Genomic DNA, 18883 nt, shown 5'->3' with positions numbered 1-18883 from the left:
ACCAATCACCGATACCGCGCGTCCTCGCAGCCGTCGTAGCGAGGTTGCCGATACCGCGCGTCCTCGCAGCCGTCGTAGCGAGGTTGCCGATACCGCGCGTCCTCGCGGCCGTCGTAGCGAGGTTGCCGGTACCGCGTGTCCTCGCAGACGTCGTCGCGAGGTGCCGAACCGGTGGGTCGCGAGGAGCCGCACAGGTGGGTCGCGAGGAGCCGCACCGGCGGGTCAGTGCCCGAGCGCGTCCGGGAAGCCGAACGTCGTGACCAGCGCCGGATCGTGGAACTTGACGACGCGGGAGATACCGGTGGCGGTGGGTGCCAGCACCACGACTCCGTCGGCTTGCAGCACGCCGTCCGAATCCCGGTGGTACACGACGGCGGCCGGCTGTCCGTTGGCGGTGGTCGCGATCATCCGCCAATCGCCGGGCGTGCCGAGTACGTAGGTCCCGAGTATGTGGATACACATCGCCCGGCCCGACTGCCAGTCGCCGAACGGTGTCGCCTCCAGGCCGGCGTCGACGCGCAGCACCTGTTCGAGCAGGCCCGCGTCGGAGCGCTCGAACGCCGCGATATAGCCGTCGAGCAGGGCCCGCGCTCGGTGGTCGGTCGGCTCGAGCAGTTTCTCCGGCTCGGGCGCCAGCTCGTCCAGCCTGGCGCGGGCCCGCTGCAGGCCGCTCTTGACCGCCGCGGTGGTGGTGCCGAGGATCTCCGCGGTCTCGGTCGCCGAGAACGCCAGCACTTCGCGCAGTATGAGGATCGCGCGCTGGCGGGCGGGCAGATGCTGCAGGCTCGCGATGAGCGCCAGCCGCAACGATTCGCGTTCGACCACCACCGCGGCCGGATCGCCGTCCAGTGGGGCGACCCATGCGTCGGGAAACGGTTCCAGCCACGAGACCTCGCCCGGCGCAAGGGGACTCGGCGTACGATCGGGTCCGTCGCACGGACCGCTCAGACCCGACGGCAATACGCGGATCCGGCGCCGCTCCAACGCCTTCAGGCAGACGTTGGTGGCGATCTTGTAGAGCCAGGAACGCATCGACGCCCGGCCCTCGAATCCGGACCAGGACCGCCATGCTCGCAGGTAGGTCTCCTGCACCAGGTCCTCGGCGTCGTGCGCCGAGCCGACCATGCGGTAGCAGTGCGCCAGCAGCTCCCGGCGGAACCGTTCGGTCTCGACGGTGAACCGGTCCCGATCCGGCACGACTTCCACCACGATCATATTCGCCCTCTCAGGGCAGCAGCACCAGCTTGCCGACGGTGGCCCTGGCCTCCAGTTCCGCCAGCGCCTTCGGTCCGTCGGCCAGATCGTAGGTCGTGGGCCGGGTGGGGGTGAGCACACCGGCGGCGATCAGCGTGGACAGCTCGCCCATCACCTCGCCGAAGATCTGCGGTGCGGACCGGATCAGCACGCCGATATTGAGACCGATGAGCTGGACCTGATGCTTGTACACCAGATCCCAGTTGGTGATCCCGGCCGCACCGCCCGCCAGGCCGTAGACGACGACCCGGCCGGTGACCCGCTTGGCGGCGGCCAGTCCGGCCTCGAAGGTGGCACCGCCTGCGGATTCCAGCACCACGTCGACGCCGGCGCCGCCGGTCAGCCGCAACACCTCGGCGGCGAGATCGCCGCGGCGGGAATCCAGAACGTGGTCGGCACCCGAGGCAAGCACCGTCTCGTGCTTGGTCGGCGAGGCGGTGGCGATGACCGTCGCGCCGTAGTGCCGGGCGATGGCGACCGCGGCCCGGCCGGTTGCTCCCGCCGCGGCGTGGATCAGCACGGTCTGCCCGGCGGTGATGCCACCCAGCGGCTTCAGCGCGGCCAGCGCGGTGGGCCAGTTGACCATCAGCCCCAGCGCCTGCTGCTCCGTCCAGCCGGGTGGCACCGGCACCGCCGCGGCCGCGGGCAGCACCATGTACTCGGCGAAAGCGCCGTCTCCGATGCCGACGACCCGGGTCCCCGGCGGCGGGCCGGTCACCGCCTCGCCCACCGCGACCACCGCACCGGCAGCCTCGAAACCCGCCGGATAGGGTGGCCGCGGGCCGTCCCCGAATGTGCCGTGCGACTTCGAGATGTCGGCGAAATTGACACCGGCGGCGGCGACTCGGATCAGCACCTCACCCGGACCGGGGCTCGGTACCGGTGCGTCGGTGATCAGACGCATGTCCTGCGGACCGTCGAGGGAGGTCTGCTGTAGCGCGCGCATGGTCGCGGGGATGCTCATATCGGGCCTTTCTTTCTCGGCGTACACGATCGAGACCGGCCCGTCGCGGGCCGCGCCTCCGACAGGTAGATCCCGGCCGCCGCGAAAAGGAATCGGCGGTACCGAAAGGGGAGCCGGAAACCGGGGAGCAGTCCGCTCGCGGTCGGGTAAGGTCCTGCGCGTGAGGTTCGTGATGGGGTGCGCGTTGGCTGTCGTGGCGTCTGCGTTGAGTTCGCCTGCGGCGCATGCGGAGCCGACGCCGGCCTGTGCCGAGTCGGCGAACGGTTATACGGCGGAGTGGCAGGCCAGCTGGTCGATCTATCAAGCGGAGCAGCGGAATTCGAGCGATTCCCGGTCCGTGCTCGAGGCCGATCTGCCGATCACCATCGCCGCCGCGCCGGAGAAGGTCTGGACGGTGTATTCCGACATCCGCAACGATATCGGCCGCCATCCGTTCCTGAAGGATGTCGTCACCCACCGCACCTGCGACGAGGACGGCATTCAGGTCATTGATTTCACTGCGCTGGAAGACATTCCGATGGGCCCGGTGACCTTCCCCGGACACACCCAGGCGCAGCAGCGCATTCATGCCGCCGAGCACTACTACACCAGTGACAGCTGGGATGTCCCGGACATCATCACGCATCAGCGGATCACCTTCACCGACAACGGTGACGGGACCACGACGGTCGACGAGCGCCTGACCTTCCTCGCCGATCCGGCCCTGATCCAATTCACCGCCGACAACGGGACGGCCTCCCACCGGGCTTATCAGCTCGCGCTGAAGCGCGATATCGAGAACGGCGTGCTGTAGCCGCTGGCACGGCCCACTACCGCGTGGCACGATGTCGGGGATGACCAACAAGCCGACCGCCCAGCATCCCAGTGATCTCGTGCTGCTGCGCCGGGTCCGGGATCGGATCGATCGGGACTTCGCGCAGCCGCTGGATGTGGAGGCGCTCGCGCGGGATGTGCACATGTCGGCGGGGCATCTGAGCCGGCAGTTCCGGATCGCGTACGGGGAGTCACCGTACAGCTACCTGATGACCCGGCGGATCGAGCGGGCCATGGCGTTGCTGCGGCGCGGGGACCTCAGCGTCACCGAGGTGTGCTTCGCGGTGGGCTGCTCGTCGCTGGGCACCTTCAGTACCCGGTTCACCGAGTTGGTGGGGGTGCCGCCGAGTGTCTACCGGCGCGATCAGGTGGGCGACGTCGAGGGGATCCCGGCCTGCGTGGCGAAGCAGATCACCCGACCGATCAGGAATCGAGAAGCATAGGTTACCTTCCGGCACCTAGTCTGGTGCCCATGGATATCACCCTCCACTCGGCCTTCCTGCCGCATACCGACCCGGAGGCCACGCTGGCCTTCTACCGCGATCTGCTCGGGTTCGAGGTGCGCAACGACGTCGGATTCAACGGGATGCACTGGATCACCGTGGGGGCCCCCGGGCAGCCGGGGACATCGATCGTGCTGTATCCGCCCGAGGCCGACACCGGCCGCACCGACGACGAGCGCGCGACCATCGCCCGCATGATGGCCAAGGGCACCTTCGCCATCATGACCTTCGCCACGAAGGATCTGGACGCGATCTTCGAGCGGCTGCGCGGCGGGGGCGCCGATGTCGTGCAGGAGCCGACCGACCAGCCCTACGGTGTGCGCGACTGCGCGGTCCGCGACCCCGCCGGCAATCTGCTCCGGATCAACGAGGTGCACTGAGCGGCCGTCACGGACCGGTCACGATCCGGTCGCCGGTTGCGCACGAAACAGGCCCGGTAGCGGCCGGAACAATCGGAACGGATATTGCATGAATTCCGTGCAATTACCGGGTTGTTCGGCGAGAACGTACGGTCACCTGTCACACAACGGAAATCGTTCCGGTTTTGCGGCAGCGGAATTCGCCGAGAGCGAATGGACAGCTACCGCAATGCGGGTCATATCATCGAATCATGCCCATACTGCGAGACACCGGGCGCACCGATGTGTTCGACGGTGGCGCCTGGCAGGCGGCGTTCGTCATCGGCAGTGTGTCCCTGGTACTCGGCGTCGCGATCACGGTGTGGCCGGACAAGCCACCGCGACTGTCGGAGGCGCTGTTCACGCTCGCACTGTTCCTGCTGGCGGCGTGGGACTTCGTCGTCGCGCTGCGGGCCCGGATCGGCCGCGGCATACGGACATCGACCTTCGCGATCGGGATATTCGTTGCGCTGCTCGGTGTTTCGTGCATGCGCAGTAGCGAATGGGCCACGCTGCTCGCGGTCTGGATCGCGATGGCGTTCGTCGCCCACGGAATCGTGCAGGCCATGGTCGGCGCCTGGTCGGAGGATCTGCCCGACAGCGGCCGGCACGAGGTGTTCGGCCTGCTCACCATGGCCGCCGGCCTGGGGGTGCTGGTATGGCAGATCAAGACCGTTCCCGCGCTGTCGGTGCTGGTCGGCTGCTGCGTGACCCTCCTCGGCGCGGAACAGATCAGTCTCGCGGCGCGTTTCGATCGCGCGGCGGTGCGCGGTGGCGCGCGGGTGCGGGGCCTGCTGCCGCCGGGGCATCACGCCTGAGTCAGCGCGGCGGCACGTAGGTCGGAGCGTACGTGCCACCGTAGGGAGTCGGAATCGACAGCGGCCCCGACGGTGTCCGATCCGCGGTGGCCAGCGGATCGGAACCCGGTGCGGCATAAGCGGTCTCGTCACCGGGTGGCCGTGGAGCGTTGCGCGCGCCGCGCGGCAGCAGCGTCGGATCCGGATCGGTGCAGTGCGCGTTGAGATAGGGCTGCGGGAAATCCGGGACGGTACTCGGCTGCCGCGGCACGTTGTAATCGCAGGCCCGGCGCGGATAGATGCTCACCATGGCCCACACCACACCGCCGTGGAATGCCGAATCGACCGCGTCGAGCGTGGAACCCGTCCGTTGCTGTGGGAAGAAGAATTCCTCCAGCGCGGGAATGTGCACATAGGCCATCTGGGAAACGGTCGCGAGATTGCCCAGCAATTGCACCACGGTCGGTGAATTGTCGGCGATGATCGCGTCCAGCGCGGACATCAGTCCCGGCGTCTGCCGTACCAGGGTGTCGAATCCGTTCGTCATACCGGCGATACCGTTCGAGGTCGCGGCCAGATTCTGCGCGGTCACCCGCAGCCCGGGTGCGAGCTCGGCGGTCGTGTTCAGCACCACGGTGCTGTTGTGCAGCAGGCCGAGGGTCTGCGGCAGCACCGAATCCAGGGTCGACACCAGGAACATGCCGCCGTCGACGATCGACTGCAATTTCCGCGGCCCGTCCGGGCCGGCGCCGAGCTCCTTCGTGATGGCCTGCAATTTCGCCGGATCGACCTGGGCCAGCGTGCCGTTGAAATCACCGAGCATGGTGCTCAGGGTGACCGGTGTCGACGTGCGGTCGGCGGTCACCACCGAACCGTCCGACAGATACGGGCCGCCGTCGCCGGTCGGCACGAAATCCAGATACTGCTCACCGGCCGCCGACAGCGCCGACACCTGGACCGTGCCGCTGGCCGGGATGTGGGCGCCGCCGTCGATCTCGGCCTGCGCGAGCACGGTCTCGCCGTGCACCTCCACCGAGGACACCCGCCCGACCCGGACCCCGCGCAGCGTCACGTCCTGGTTCGGCAGCAGTCCACCGGACTGGGTCAGCTCCACGGTCACCCGGAAATGCGACCGCCACGGATCCCATTGCAGCGCACCCACCGACAGATACCCCGCGCCCAGGACCAGGATCACCACCAGGCCCAGCACCGACAGCGCGGTCCGGTGCCGGGTCAGCGCCCGCACGCCGTCGACGAACATCCGCGCCGCTCGTTCCCCGGCGCCGGGCCGGGCTCCCCGCGTCACCGTCATGCGCTCCGCCTCCCCGTCATCGGCCCGGTCCCGCGATCCGATCGTGCAACCGGCCCAGGTTGTATTGCAGCGATCCGATGAAGTTGATCCAGTCCGTCTGATCCGGTGGCCGCGCGCCGGGATCGCCCGGGAAATTCGGATCCGGCGCGGCGCCGATCGCGACCTGGGCGACATCGATGTCGGCGTGCGCGGAGGTACCGTCGAGGATCTTCAGGATCGGCGCGATGATGCCGTTGAGCGAGTCCAGATTCGCGTCCGGGCTCTGCGCCGCGTCGTTCAGTTCGCGGGCCAGCTGATCGACCTCGGCCATCAGGCTGTGGTCGTTGGTGCCCTGGACCGAGGGGAACCGCGCGAGCTCGGTGGCGATGACGGCGAGCTTGCCGACGAGATCCGTCAGGCCGCGGGTGTTGGCGGCCAGCGCGGCGCTGGCCGGCCCGGCCGCGGCGACCGCCGCATCGATCGACGACTGTTGCCGGGCCACGGTGGCGCCGAGCTGTTCGGCGGTCGCGACCACCTCCCGGATCCGGTCCGCGCGGGCCGCGAGCCCGTCGAGCAGTTCGCGGGTGTGCGTGATCAGCGCGGCCAGCTTGTCGCCGCGGCCGCCGACATCCTCACCGAGCGCGTTGAGCACCCGGGTGACGTTCTCGATGGTGCCGCCGTTGACCAGCAGCGCCGCGCGGGCCAGCACCTCCTCGATACTGGCCGCGTCGGTGGTCGCGGCGAGCGGGATGTTCGCGCCGTCGTGCAGCAGACCGGCGGCCGGATCCGGGTGGGCCGGCGGGCTCACCGCGACGAACACATCGCCGAGCGGGGTGGCCGAGCGCAGTTCGGCGGTGGTGCCGGCGGGTAGCAGCACACCGGATCCGATGCGCATCGTGACCACGGCCGTGTAGTCCTTCGCGGTCATCGTCTCGACCTCGCCGACGTCGGCGCCGTTGAGTTTCACCTTCGCCTTCGTCGGCAGGTTCAGCGCGTTGGCGAAGGTCGCGGTCACCGTGTAGGTGCCGCCGCTCGGACCGGGGGCCGGCAGCGGCAGCCGGTCGACGGAGACCGCGCATCCGGTGGCGGCGCCGGACAGCAGGACCAGCGCCGCGGTCGCGAACCGCCGGATCGGGGCCGTCATCGCGGAATCCCCGCCGCCGCGAGCAGGATCGCGGTGAGCCCGAAATCCGGGCCCATATCCTTCATCGATCCGGTGGCACAACCCAATTCGTGCAGGCCGAGCAGGTTGCAGATCTCCTTCACCATCTGCCCGTCCAGCAGCACCCGGTTCAGGTCCACCGAGGCGCGCAGCGCGCCGATGTCGTGATCTATCGCGTTGTAGGTGTTGTCGGCGACCAGCGGGAACACGTCCAGGAATTCCGCGAGGTTGTCCCGGTAGTCGGCCATCGACTTCGTCATGGTCGCCGAATCGGTGAGCAGTCCCGTCAGCGCGCCGCGATTGCGTTGCAGCAGATCGGCGACCTGCACGATGATCGCATTCAACTGCGCGCCGGTGTCGCCGGTGCCGAAATTCTCCTCGGCGAGCAGATCGCTCAATTGCCGCACCCCGGAACCGAAGTCGCGCAGCGTGCCGTCGTTGCGGGCCGCGGCGGCGGTGAGGGCGTCGAGATCGGTCACGACCTCGGTGATCGCCGCCCGGGTCGCGGCGCCGTTGTCGGGGCCCAGTTGCAGCGCCTGCGCGAGCGCGCTCAACGCATCCCGCATCCGGGCGCCGTTGCCCGCGGTGGCGTTCGTGCCGACGGTCAGCAGATCCGCGATGGGCCCGTTGCCGTTGCCGTCCCCGCCGAGCGAACCGGACAGCTTGTCCGCCATGGCGAGCAGGCTCTCGAATTCGACGGGCGTCTTGGTGTGCGCGAGATCGAGTACCGCCCGGTCGGGCAGGGTCGGCCCGCCGCGGTAGGGCGGCGACAACTCGACGTGCCGGTCGGTGAGCAGCGAATCGGAGACCGTGACCGCCTGCGCGTCGGCGGCCACCGGGACGTCGGCGTCGAGCGACATCGTGACGTCCACGCCGGTGCCGTGCGGGCGGATTGCGGTGACCTTCCCGATCGGCATGCCCAGCACCGACACCTTGTTGCCGGGGTAGAGGCCCTTGCCGTTGTCGAATTGCGCGGTGATCGTGCGGGTGTGGTGGGTGAGCCCGCCGTCGCCGGCGCAGCCCGCGGCGACCAGGACGCCGAGCGCCAGCAGCGCCACCCATTGCACCGCGCGCAGTGGCCCGCTCATCGGCAGTCCTTCAGGTAGGGCGTGAGATTCGCCTGCTGTGCCTTGGCACTGAGTGCGCACATGAACGAATCGATGAACGCGCCGTCGGGCGCGTTGCCGATCAGCTCCGCGCCGGTGCCGGTGGCGTCGGAGAAGTACCGCCACGGCACCGGCAGGATCTGCAGGATGTTGCGCAGCAGATCGTCGTGCGCGGCGATCAGATGCGTCATGGTGCCGAGATTGGTCAGCAACTGCTGGATCTGTGGCCGGTCACCGACCGCGATCGGTGCCAGTTCGTGCACGAGTACGGTGGCCGCGGCGATCATCCGCTGCAGTGCCGCGTGCCGGGTGGCGATCTCCTGCAGGACCGCGGTGCCCTGCCCGATCAGCCCGGCCAGATCGGCCTGTTGCGCGTGGATCACCTGCGTGACCTGCGCGGTACTGGTCAGCAGGGCGGCGATCTGCGCGCGGCGGCCGGCGATCACGGTCGACAGGTCCTGCACGTTGCGCAGCACCTCCGGCACGAGGGCCGGCACGCTCTGCAACTGCTGCGACAGCGTCGTCATCGAACTCGCGATGCGGTCCGCGTCGACCTGGGAGAAGGTGGTGGTGGCCGCCTGCAGCGCGGTCTCCAGATCGTAGGGAACCTCGGTGTGCGACACTGCGATCGTGCGGCCGGGCAGCGTCCCCGGCCCGGCCGGACGTAACTCGACATAGCGCGATCCGAGCAGTGTGGTCAGCTTGATCGCCGCGCGGGTGTCGGCCCCCAGCGCCACCCCGGAGCGGATCTTCATGGTGACGGCGACGTGGTCACCGGCCAGCCGGGTGCCGGTCACCGTGCCGACCTGGATGCCGGCATCGGTCACCGCGTCGCCCGCGCCGATCCCGGCGGCCTGCGCGAAATCGGCGCGGTAGGTCACCTCCCCGAGGTGCAGCGAGTTCACGTACACCGTGACTCCCACGGTCACCAGCAGGACGACGATCGCCGCCACGCCGAGCCGCACCCGGTCGTAGTCGGCGAGCGGCCGCCTGCGCGCCGACCGCCACCATGTCCGTACCGACATCGTTTTCCCCCTCATCGGCAGATCGCCGAATGCTCGACGGTTCCGCTCGGCCCCGCCATGGCGAGCAGATTCTCGATGATCGGATCCACCCCCGGCGCGATGCTGAAGCGGATGTTGCACACGTAGGCGTTCAGGTACGCGCCCTTGTCGACGATGCGGGTCATACCCTGCAACATCAACGGCAGGTTGTAGCCCAGATAGGCGAACTTGTACTGGTTGTCGAGGAAGTGCTGACTGAAACCCGGTTCGCGCGTGAGGAATGCGGACATCTGCGGTTGTGCGCCGCGCACCACCTGCGCGGCCCGATCCAGTACCCCCGACAGCGAATCGACCTGCTGGAACAGGGTGTCGCGCTGCGCCGCGAGGCCGTCGAAGATCTTGCCGGTCTGGGTGATCACGGTCTGCAGGTCGCCGCGCTGGCGCGCGAGGTCGGTGAGCACCCGCGCGAGGTTGTCGATCAGCTGCCCGAGGATCTCGTCCGGACCGGCGAATGTCTCAGCCAGCCGCGAGGTTTCGGCGATCAGCGCGGCGACGGAACCGTTGTCGCCCTGCAATGCCCGGATCACCGCCGCGGTGATGTTGTCCACGTCCTTCGGTTGCAGCACGCTGAACAACGGCTCGAAACCGTTGAGCAGCTTGGACAGATCGAAGGAGGGCTCGGTGCGGTCCGGCGGCAGTTGCGCACCCGGCCGCAGCATCGTATGGGTTCCGTTGCCGCGCAACGACAGTCCGATGTAGCGCTGGCCGATCAGATTCTGGTAGGTGACCGCCGCGACGGTGTCGGTGTACATCGGCTGGCCGTGCTGGACCTCGAAGGTCACCCGTGCGACGGTCCCGTCCAGATCGATCGCGTCGACCCGGCCCACCCGCACCCCGGCCATCCGCACGTCGTCGCCCGTCCGCAGGCCCGACACATCGGTGAAGATCGCCGAATATCGGTCGGAGCGGCCGGGCACCCCGCGTTGCAGCGTGGCGTAGACGGTCCAGGTCGCGGCGATCGACGCCACCAGGAACAGGATCACGCCGAACAGCGGTCCGCGCACGCTCATCTCGATCCTCCGTCGGGTGGGGCGGGGGTGACGCGAATATCGTTGCCGCGCACCAGCGGTCCGATCAGCAGATCGGCCGCGGAATTCGGCGGCCCGCCGAACGCGTCGGCGATGCGCTGCTGTTCGGCGCGGCTGCCGACCGGGCCGACGGCGCCGCCGAGCGCGCTGTCGTCGTCGTTCGGATTGCCGCCGGCGCCGATGATGCTCGGCCCGCCGACCGGCGCGGTCGCGCAGCTGGGCCCGGCCAGATCGCCGTAGCGGGGACAGTCGGCGCGGGTGTACTGCTTGTGCGGGGTCAGCTCGACGATGACCTTGGCGGTCGCGCCCTGGGTGTCGGTGTGCCAGAACTCGTTCCGGAACACGGTCGACAGCCGCGTCTCCGAGACGGCCATCTGGGTGAAGCCCGCCCCGCCCCGGGCCATCACATCCAGCACCGGGCCCATCTGACCGGTGATGCCGGTGATGGTATCGGTCTTGTGCTGCAACGCATTTGCGACCGTGGTGGAGGTCGCCAGACCACCGGAGAGCAGATCCGCGAGCTGGATCCGGTCGGCGGCCAGCGTCTGCATCGGGACGACGGCGTCGTGCAGCGCACCGAGCAGATCCGGTGCGGCGGACTGTAATCCGCTCAGCGCCTCGGACAGCGCGACCAGCATCGACGGGTTGCCGTCCGGCGCCATGGCGGCATCGAGGCCCCGGGCGATCCGGTCCAGCTGGGCGCCGGCGCGCAGCGCGTCCGCGCCACGGCCGCTGGTGGCCTGTGCCACGGTGGCGAGGATGCCCAGGGTCGGATCGGTGGGGGAGCGACCGGCGGCGGCGACGATGCGGCTCAGCGCCGTCAGCGAGGTCTGCAAGCGGACCGTCTCCAGGCCACGGTCCTGCGGTATCCGCGCACCCGCCGCCAGCGCCGGGCCCGGCCCGTTGTCGACCAGTTGCACCGAGGGGACCGCGAAGACGTTGCTGGGCACCACCCGCGCGGTCACCGTGCCGGGAATGCCCACGGCGGAGCGCGGGAACAGGTCGATCTGCACCTGATTCGGGCCGCCGCCGGTGGACGCGGTCACCGACCGCACCAGCCCGACCAGGACCCCGCGATATTTCACATCCGATTTGGCCGGGAGCCCGTCGCCGACGTCGACCAGATCCGCGACGACCCGCACCGGCCGCTGGAACACCCCCTCGGACCGGGCGATCATCAGGGCCGCCACGGCCGCGGCCACGACCAGGAATGCGATGCCACGCAGGAACAGTCGGCCGTCGGAGACCGGCTTACCGTCGGATTCGAACGCGATGGGCATCTCTCACCCGCTGATTCTCGAGCCGGAATCGAAACCCCAGAGCGCCATCGTCATCAACAGGTTCACGCAGATCATCACCGTGATCGCGGCCCGCATCGCGCGACCGGCGGCGACGCCGACGCCCTGCGGCCCGCCGGTGGCGTAGAACCCGTAATAACATTGGATGGTCGAGGTGATGACGACGAACACCACGGCCTTCGCCAGGGAATACAGCACGTCGCGACCGTCGAGCACCAGCCGGAAATAGTGTTGGTAGGTGCCCGTCGCCTGCCCGCCGGCCACGTCGACGAAGATCTCGACCGCGAGATAGTCGATCGCGAGGCCCGCCAGATACAGCGGCACCGCCGCGATCGCCGCGGCCAGCAATCGCGTCGTGACCAGGTACGGGATCGGCCGGATGGCGATCGAGTCGAGCGCGTCGATCTCCTCGGCGATCCGCATCGAACCCAGCTGGGCGGTGAACCGGCAGCCCGCCTGGGCGGCGAAGGCGATCGCGGCCATGATCGGCGCCAGCTCCCGGGTCGCGGCGGTCGAGGCGATCATGCCGGTCGCCGGTCCCATGCCGAGCAGTTTCAGCGCGCTGTAGCCCTCGATGCCGACGATGCCGCCCGCCGCGGCGCCGAGCACCAGCACCACGCCCGCGGTGCCGCCGCCGACCACCAGCGACCCGTTACCCCAGGTGACATCGGACAGGATGCGCAGGCATTCCTTGCGATAGTGCCGCAGCGCCACCGGGATCGCGGCCACCGCGCGGAGGAAGAAGCTCGCCAGATGCCCGAGCCGCATCACCGGGCCCGCCGGCATTCCGGCGATACCGGCCAGCGGCCGCAGCAGCGGGGGACGATAGGGGGCGGCCATCAGAGCGTCGTTCTCGGGAACAGCATGGTGTACAGCTGGGTGAAGCCGACGTTGACGACCATCAACAGCATGATCGACGCGACGACCGCGGCGTTCACCGAATTCGCCACGCCGCCCGGACCGCCCTTGGTGCTCAACCCCTTCTCGCACGCGACCACGGTGACGATCGCGCCGAACACCGCGGATTTGACCATCGCGAGATACAGGTCGCCGACGGTGGCGAAAGAGGAGAAGGTGGCGAGGAAACTGCCCGGCGTGCCGTTCTGCACGTAGACGTTGAACAGATATCCGGCGAGGAATCCGACGAAACAGCTTGCGCCCGTGAGCCCCATCGCCACCATCACCCCCGCGGCCAGGCGCGGCACCACCAGTCGGCGCAGCGGCGAGACACCCATCACCTCCATCGCGTCGATCTCCTCGCGGATGGCCCGCGATCCGAGATCCGCGCAGATCGCCGAGCCCACCGCGGCGGCCAGCAGCATGGCGGTCACCAGTGGCGCGGCCTGCCGGATCACCGCCAAACCGCTTGCGGCACCGGCCAATGCGGTCGCACCGACCTGACCGGCCAAGAGCCCGAACTGAATCGACAGCGTGGCGCTGATCGGCAGCGCGACCGCGAGGGTCGGCACGTAGGAGGTCTTCGCCATGAATGCCGCCTGCCGCAGGAACTCCCGGAACGGGAACTGCCCGGTGACGATGTCGGTGATCAGATATCGGACGGCGTGGATGCCCATCACGACCTGTCCGCCCACGGTGTGCAATGCCGCCAGTGGATGCCGGCCCAGATATCCGCGCATCCAACCGGTTATCTCGGCGGTGGCCGACCGTTCCTCGCTGCCGGCGGAGATGTTCTCGGATGTGCTCAAACCACACTCCTCACCCCTGCTGAACAGTCGTTCAGCGCAGTGCGTCGTGCTCATGAAAGCACATGGTCTTGAATGTGGTCAAGGTCACTCCGGGCCGTGAAAGTGGTCCAGGTCACCGGTAATACGCGTTTACATGACACGCGCAATCAATACGCAACCCGATCGGGATCGGGAAACGCCCGACTCCCGGATCGCGATGTCACAGTGGGGGGATCACTCACCGCTCGGAGAGGCGGAATGTCATGCGCATCGGTTCGTCGGTTCGGTCGGCAGTCGCGCTGTGCGGCTTGACCACGGTTCTGTTCGGATGTTCTCCGACTCCGTCCGCGCCACCCGGCCCGGTCGGGACTCCCGGGTCGGTCGGGTCCGCGCCCGATGCCCCCGGCGGGACGGCCGCACCCTCGGCCGGGCCGGGGTCCCCGGCGCCGTCCGGCACCGCACCCGCGCAGGTCGGCCAGGTGTGCCCGTCCGGCGCGGTCATCACCGGCGCCGAGGTGATGTCCCCGGCCACCCTGCATCGCGGTGTGCGACTGACCTTCTCGCTGGTCGGCGCCGCCGCGCCCTGCACTCTGAGCGGCTATCCCGGTGTGGACAGCGGGGCCGGTGGCCCACTGCTGCACGCCACCCGGACCCCGCGCGGCTTCATGGGCGGCCTGCCCACCGGCGACGACACCGCGCCGGTGATCCGGCTGGACGCCGACCATCTCGCGCACGCGATCGTCGAGGGGGTGGCCGTCGACGCCGCCGGGAACGGCTGCGCGCAGTACAGCAGTCTGCTGGTCACGCCACCCGACAGCACCGAGACGACCACCGTCACCGTCCCCATCGATACCTGTGCGCTGCAGGTGCATCCGGTCACGGATTAGCGCCACTCGGCGGCGAAGGCGCGCGCCGGATTGGCCACGAACACGGCGGTGGCGACGTCGTCGCCGAGTTCGCGGGTGATACGCGCGCGCAGCCCGCCGACCAGGAACGGCATCCCCGGCCCCGCGCCGGTGGCGCGCATCGACGGGGTGACCGTATCGGCGCCGAGCAGGATGCGGTCGGCGTGACCCGCGTCGACCAGGGCGGCGATACTGTCGAGCAGTCGCCAATCGGTGGCGTGGTGTACCCGCGAGGGCCCGTCGAACTGGACGTAGGCCCCCGCCGCGGCAACCTCCCGGTGAATCCTGGTGTCGGGGAAGCGATGCAGATGCCCGAGAATGACACTCTCCGGTGGCATATTGTGCTCGTCGCACAATACGGCCAGAACGTCCCCGGCGGCGGTCCCGGCCTCCAGATGGACGCCGATCGGGGCGCCGGTCGCGCGATGAGCGTCGGCGGCCGCCGCCAGCACATGCCGCGAATGCTCGCCGGCATGATGGAAATCCCCCGCCGCCTTGATCATTCCCGCGCGCACCGGCGGCTCGGTCAACTCCCGGACGAACAGCTCCGCGAGATCGCCGCAGACGGTGGACAATTCGGCCGGATCGTAGTGCGCGGCCTGATGCAGGCCCGTCGCCGCGACGAGGTGCACGCCGGTGTCGCGGGACAGCCCCGGCAGCTCCGCGCGCCGCCGGCCCATACCCCACGGCGTCCACTGCACCACGGCCCGGCCACCGGCGCGGGCGAACGAAACCAGTTCCGCCCGAGCGGCTTCCGCATCGTCGAGTTCCTGTCCCGGCAGTTTCGGGGTGCGGATGAACAGGTGGTCGTGGGCATCGCAGACACCGAGTTCGGCGGGCTCGATATCGCCGAGCACCGTACGGATGCGGCGAATCCCGGTCGACCCACCCCGGCCGACGCCGGAGGCCGCGCTCCGTCCGGTCACGGCTGCCCCGCCTCGGCCAGGGCCGCCGCCGCGACCCGCAGTCCCGCCAGCGCCTTCGGCACACCGATGTAGGGCGCGAGGTGCACGAACACCTCGATGATCTCCGCGCGGGACAGCCCCGCCCGCAACGAGGTTCGCACATGTCCGGCCAGCTGCGGATCGACCCCGCCGAGCGCGGTCAGCGCGGCCAGATTCGCCACTTGCCGGTCCCGCAACGACAGGCCCGGCCGCTGATAGGTGCCGCCGAACAGAGCGGTGACGACCCAATCGGCGAAGCCGGGAGCAACGGTCTCCAACCCGGGCAGGGTGGCCTGCTGAGTCGCATTGTCCTGCAACAGATCCAGCATCCGATAGCCCGCCTCACGGTCGAGCCGGGCGGGGGTGAGCTGCTGCGCGAGCGGTGGTGTGCCGGTCATATCCACTCCGATCAGATGTAACGGTTGAACCGTTACGACCGTACCGCAGTAACGGTCCAGGCGTTACATTGAGGGCACGCCGACGACCGCCGGGAGGTTCCCGATCCCCGATTCGGTGGATTACCGCAGGTAGGAGTCGGCGTCGGCGCCGAGTACGTTCAGCAGGGCCAGCGCCTCGGCGTCGGGTGAACCGACCGGCGCGGTGTAGAGCACCAGGTGCTGGTCCCGGTCCGTGAGGGTGAGCGAATCGCAGTCGACCGTGATCTCCCCGACGACCGGGTGGCGGAAGGTCTTGGTCAGCACCGTCGCGCCCTGGACGTCGTGGCGCTCCCACATCCGCGCGAAATCGGCACTGCCGTCACGTAATTCGTCGATCAGCCCGGTCACCTCCGGGTCGCGCGGATATCGGGCGAGCGCGGATCGCAGCTCCATGACGACGTGCTGCCGGAACTCCGCGACATCCGAAACCCCGTACAGCGTCGGCCCGAGACGCGCCGGGCCGAGGAATGCCCGGCGGGCGAGATTGCGGTCCGCCGGCGCGACGCCCGCGAAGTTCTCCATCAGCGCGGCCGCGAGATCGTTCCACGCCAGCACCTCGAAGATGGCGGAGGTGACGAACCCGGCGGTGAGCGGCAGCCGTTCGAGCAGTGCGAGGATGCTCGGCCGGACGTCGCGGCGGTGCAGACCGGTGCGGCTCGGCGCGGTCCCGGCCAGCAGATGCAGGTGATCGGATTCGGCGTCGGTGAGCCGCAGCGCGCCCGCGATCCCGGCCAGGACCTCGCCGGACGGTCGCGGCGCCCGGCCCTGTTCGAGCCGGACGTAGTACTCGGTGGAGATGTGCGCGAGGACCGCGACCTCCTCGCGCCGCAACCCGGGCGTGCGGCGCCGCGGGCCGGAGGGGAGGCCGACGTCCTCGGGCCGCAGCCGCTCCCGCCGGGTGCGGAGGAAGGCGCCGAGTTCCTGCTTGTCCATACTCCGAGTCTGCCCCGCGCGCGGCCGCGCATCCTGGTACCGCTTGTGCCTGAATCCGGGCCCGCGCACCGCCCGACACTGTCGTCATGACAGACACCATCGAATTCGCACCCCTCGGCCTGCTCACCGGCAAGGTCGTGTTCATCACGGGTGCCAGCCGCGGGATCGGGGCGGCGGCGGGCCGGTTGTTCGCACGGGAGGGCGCGGCCGTCGTACTCGCCGCGCGGGGGACGGCCGCCCTCGACGGCCTGGTCGCCGAGATCCGGGCCGCCGGTGGCATCGCCGACGCCGTCACCCTCGATCTGGCCGATCGGACGAGCGTCCGGGCGGCCGTCGACCGGGTCGGGGAGTTGCACGGTCGGCTGGACGGCGCCTTCAACAACGGCGCCGCGATCCAGCAACCCGGGCCGCTCGACACCACCGGCGACGAGGACATCGATCGCCAGTTCACCGTGAACTTCCGCGGGCACTGGACCGCGATGACCGCCGAGGCCGAGCTCATGCGCCGCAACGGCGGCGGCGCGATCGTCAACACCTCGAGCATCGGCAGCCGCCGCGCCAATCCGGTCCTGCCCGCCTACGGCGCGATGAAGCGCGCGCTGAACAGCATCACCGAATCCGCCGCGGTGAGCTGGGCCGCCGACGGCATCCGGGTGAACGGGATCACCCCGGGCGGCACGGTCACCGAGATGATGCGGGAGTGGGAGGCTGCGACCCCCGGCGTCGTCGCCCGGCTGACGACGGCGATCCCGCTCGGCCGCATGGCCGAACCCCGCGAGGTCGCCGAGGCGGCGGCCTGGCTGCTCAGCGATCGCGCCTCGATGGTGACCGGCGCGATCCTGCCCGTCGACGGCGGCGCGGGGGCCTGAACCGCCGCGACCGGCCCTACCCCCGCGTGTCCGGGCTCGTCGCCAGCGATGTCGCGGCCCGGCTCGCCGGAGACGGCCCGAATCCGGTGGTGGTCGTGTCCGGATTCTGCGGGGGCGTTTCCGCCGCATCCAGCGTCGTCCGCCGCGGCAGCAGCAGTGGGCTGGCGAGGATCACCAGGCCCACGACGCCGAGCGCGGTGCGGGGGCTGGTGGCGTCGGCGAGCAGGCCGGCCAGGGCGGTGCCGGTCGCGATGGCGGCCTGTCCGCCGATCGACCATGCCGACAGGGTGCGGGCGATGCGATCCTTCGGGGTCTGTTCCAGGCGATACGTGGCCAGGACCGGTGTGTACAGGCTCATGCTCACGATGATCGCCAGTTCGACGGCGATCACCGTGAGCAGCCCGATCGGGCCCGGCCGCAGGAAGACCAGGCCGATCAGCCACACGGCCCGCAGGGTGCCCACGATCCGGAACACCCGCAACACGCCCAGGCGGCCGACGACGAACCGGGCCAGTCGCGAGCCGACGAGCCCGCCGACGCAGGGGGCGGCGAAGGCGAGCGCGTACTGCCAGGGCGCAAAGCCCAACTGCCGCAACATGATCACGGCCAGTAGCGGTTCGGTGGCCATGATCATCCCGCTGACCAGCAGGTTGTTGAGGTACAGCGCGCGCAGGCCGGCATGGCCGAAGATGTGCCGCCAGCCGTCGAGTACCTCACCGACTCGGATCCGGCCGGCGCCGGCTCGCTCCGGAGCATCCTCCCGGTCGCGGATCGCGAGGATGCCCAGCGCCGAGAGCAGATAGCTGAGCGCATCGGCCACCACGGTGATCACCGGCCCGAACAGGCCGATCGCCGCGCCGCCCAGCGGCGGGCCGATCGCGATGGAACTCCAGTTCGTGGACTCGAACCGAGCATTGGCCACCAGCAGATCGTCCTTGCGGACCAGCGCCTTCAGATAGGCCCCGCTCGCCGCGTTGAAGGCGATCTTGGCCGCGGCCACCACCGCCGACACCACCAGCAACTGTACGAAGCCGAGCACACCGAAGGCGTAGGCGATCGGGATCGTCGCCATCACCGCGCATCGCAGCAGGTCCATCCCGATCATGACCGGTCGTTTGCGCCGGAATTCCACCCACGGCGCGAGCGGCAGCGCGATCAGCGCGCCGACCGCCGGGCCCACCGCGGACAACGCCGAGACCTGCCCCGGGCTCGCGTGCAACGCCAGCACCGCGATCAACGGGAAGGCGCCGAAGCCCAGCCCCGAACCGTAGGCGCTGACCGCGTACGCTGCCCACAACCAGCGGAACTCTCGCCCCAGGGATCTGCTTGCCGCCACACTCCACACCCTTCTCCCACAACACAACCCGTCGTTGAATCGCTACGCATCAAAGCAACGCTGACGTGCGGAATCAAACAACACCGACGGCGGCGT

At 69.6% G+C, this 18883-nt stretch carries 21 protein-coding genes; 6 read left to right on the top strand and 15 right to left on the bottom strand.

Features of this window, described 5'->3' with window-relative positions; all coding sequences use genetic code 11:
* Positions 1–5 precede the first annotated feature (5 nt).
* From G361_RS0107135 to G361_RS0107125, 3 genes are read right to left on the bottom strand one after another with little or no spacing between them, the layout of a single operon-like run.
* Entirely contained in the window at positions 6–215 is a 210-nt protein-coding gene (locus G361_RS0107135) for a hypothetical protein (protein WP_019926376.1), read from the bottom strand.
* Between the two features lie 7 nt (positions 216–222).
* On the bottom strand, positions 223–1215 hold the full coding sequence (locus G361_RS0107130; protein WP_019926375.1) for a sigma-70 family RNA polymerase sigma factor: 993 nt from the start codon (positions 1213–1215) through the stop codon (positions 223–225).
* 10 nt (positions 1216–1225) lie between these two features.
* Positions 1226–2218 carry a zinc-binding dehydrogenase gene (locus G361_RS0107125; protein ID WP_019926374.1) on the bottom strand — a complete coding sequence of 331 codons (993 nt, stop codon included), beginning with the start codon at positions 2216–2218 and terminating at the stop codon, positions 1226–1228.
* 160 nt (positions 2219–2378) lie between these two features.
* Between G361_RS0107125 and G361_RS0107120 the strand changes: the two genes are divergently transcribed.
* The 4 genes from G361_RS0107120 to G361_RS0107105 all read left to right on the top strand — a co-directional run bounded on the left by G361_RS0107120 (position 2379) and on the right by G361_RS0107105 (position 4750).
* Positions 2379–3011, top strand: a complete 633-nt coding sequence (locus G361_RS0107120; RefSeq protein ID WP_155981343.1) for a hypothetical protein — start codon at positions 2379–2381, stop codon at positions 3009–3011.
* 40 nt (positions 3012–3051) lie between these two features.
* Entirely contained in the window at positions 3052–3474 is a 423-nt protein-coding gene (locus G361_RS0107115) for a helix-turn-helix transcriptional regulator (RefSeq protein WP_019926372.1), read from the top strand.
* A gap of 29 nt (positions 3475–3503) precedes the next feature.
* On the top strand, positions 3504–3914 hold the full coding sequence (locus tag G361_RS0107110) for a VOC family protein (RefSeq protein WP_019926371.1): 411 nt from the start codon (positions 3504–3506) through the stop codon (positions 3912–3914).
* Positions 3915–4144: 230 nt separating this feature from the next.
* Positions 4145–4750, top strand: a complete 606-nt coding sequence (locus G361_RS0107105) for a DUF308 domain-containing protein (protein ID WP_019926370.1) — start codon at positions 4145–4147, stop codon at positions 4748–4750.
* A 1-nt stretch (position 4751) separates the two neighbouring features.
* Here G361_RS0107105 and G361_RS0107100 read toward each other — a convergent pair whose 3' ends face one another.
* From G361_RS0107100 to G361_RS0107065, 8 genes are read right to left on the bottom strand one after another with little or no spacing between them, the layout of a single operon-like run.
* Positions 4752–6041, bottom strand: coding sequence for an MlaD family protein (locus tag G361_RS0107100; protein ID WP_019926369.1), 1290 nt, complete (start codon positions 6039–6041; stop codon positions 4752–4754).
* Positions 6042–6057: 16 nt separating this feature from the next.
* On the bottom strand, positions 6058–7164 hold the full coding sequence (locus tag G361_RS0107095; protein ID WP_019926368.1) for an MlaD family protein: 1107 nt from the start codon (positions 7162–7164) through the stop codon (positions 6058–6060).
* Positions 7161–8270 (bottom strand): MCE family protein, encoded by a 1110-nt coding sequence (locus G361_RS0107090; RefSeq protein WP_036494081.1) that lies wholly within the window; start codon positions 8268–8270, stop codon positions 7161–7163. The genes G361_RS0107095 and G361_RS0107090 overlap by 4 nt, the downstream gene beginning before the upstream one ends.
* Complete coding sequence (locus G361_RS0107085; protein WP_019926366.1) at positions 8267–9313, bottom strand: MCE family protein; 1047 nt, start codon at positions 9311–9313, stop codon at positions 8267–8269. Before G361_RS0107085 ends, G361_RS0107090 begins: the two co-directional genes overlap by 4 nt.
* A gap of 11 nt (positions 9314–9324) precedes the next feature.
* Positions 9325–10362, bottom strand: coding sequence for an MlaD family protein (locus G361_RS0107080; protein ID WP_019926365.1), 1038 nt, complete (start codon positions 10360–10362; stop codon positions 9325–9327).
* Positions 10359–11660, bottom strand: a complete 1302-nt coding sequence (locus tag G361_RS0107075) for an MCE family protein (RefSeq protein WP_019926364.1) — start codon at positions 11658–11660, stop codon at positions 10359–10361. The genes G361_RS0107080 and G361_RS0107075 overlap by 4 nt, the downstream gene beginning before the upstream one ends.
* Before the next feature lie 3 nt (positions 11661–11663).
* Entirely contained in the window at positions 11664–12518 is an 855-nt protein-coding gene (locus G361_RS0107070) for an ABC transporter permease (protein ID WP_019926363.1), read from the bottom strand.
* Positions 12518–13384: an ABC transporter permease gene (locus G361_RS0107065; RefSeq protein WP_019926362.1), complete on the bottom strand. Its 867-nt coding sequence runs from the start codon at positions 13382–13384 to the stop codon at positions 12518–12520. Before G361_RS0107065 ends, G361_RS0107070 begins: the two co-directional genes overlap by 1 nt.
* 287 nt (positions 13385–13671) lie before the next feature.
* Here G361_RS0107065 and G361_RS49205 point away from each other — a divergent pair, with 287 nt between their 5' ends.
* The gene (locus G361_RS49205; RefSeq protein WP_231386802.1) at positions 13672–14250 is read left to right on the top strand and encodes a DUF4232 domain-containing protein; all 579 of its coding nucleotides are present in this window, start codon (positions 13672–13674) and stop codon (positions 14248–14250) included.
* Here the strand turns inward: G361_RS49205 and G361_RS0107050 are convergent.
* From G361_RS0107050 to G361_RS0107040, 3 genes are all read right to left on the bottom strand, one after another.
* Entirely contained in the window at positions 14247–15194 is a 948-nt protein-coding gene (locus tag G361_RS0107050; protein ID WP_019926359.1) for a phosphotriesterase, read from the bottom strand. The two genes, G361_RS49205 and G361_RS0107050, sit on opposite strands and share 4 nt — an antisense overlap.
* On the bottom strand, positions 15191–15610 hold the full coding sequence (locus tag G361_RS0107045) for a carboxymuconolactone decarboxylase family protein (protein ID WP_019926358.1): 420 nt from the start codon (positions 15608–15610) through the stop codon (positions 15191–15193). The genes G361_RS0107050 and G361_RS0107045 overlap by 4 nt, the downstream gene beginning before the upstream one ends.
* A gap of 120 nt (positions 15611–15730) precedes the next feature.
* The gene (locus tag G361_RS0107040; protein ID WP_019926357.1) at positions 15731–16582 is read right to left on the bottom strand and encodes a helix-turn-helix transcriptional regulator; all 852 of its coding nucleotides are present in this window, start codon (positions 16580–16582) and stop codon (positions 15731–15733) included.
* Between the two features lie 86 nt (positions 16583–16668).
* On the opposite strand from G361_RS0107040, the gene G361_RS0107035 reads away from it, so the two are divergent.
* A complete protein-coding gene (locus tag G361_RS0107035) occupies positions 16669–17451 on the top strand; it encodes an SDR family NAD(P)-dependent oxidoreductase (protein ID WP_019926356.1) in 783 nt (260 codons plus the stop codon).
* Between the two features lie 16 nt (positions 17452–17467).
* On the opposite strand, the gene G361_RS42620 is transcribed toward G361_RS0107035, so the two are convergent.
* The gene (locus G361_RS42620) at positions 17468–18787 is read right to left on the bottom strand and encodes an MFS transporter (protein ID WP_231386800.1); all 1320 of its coding nucleotides are present in this window, start codon (positions 18785–18787) and stop codon (positions 17468–17470) included.
* Positions 18788–18883 lie beyond the last annotated feature (96 nt).

The organism is Nocardia sp. BMG111209, assembly GCF_000381925.1.
In the GTDB taxonomy this organism is placed as follows: Bacteria; Actinomycetota; Actinomycetes; order Mycobacteriales; family Mycobacteriaceae; genus Nocardia.
This window is presented reverse-complemented; position numbering and strand designations above follow the sequence as displayed.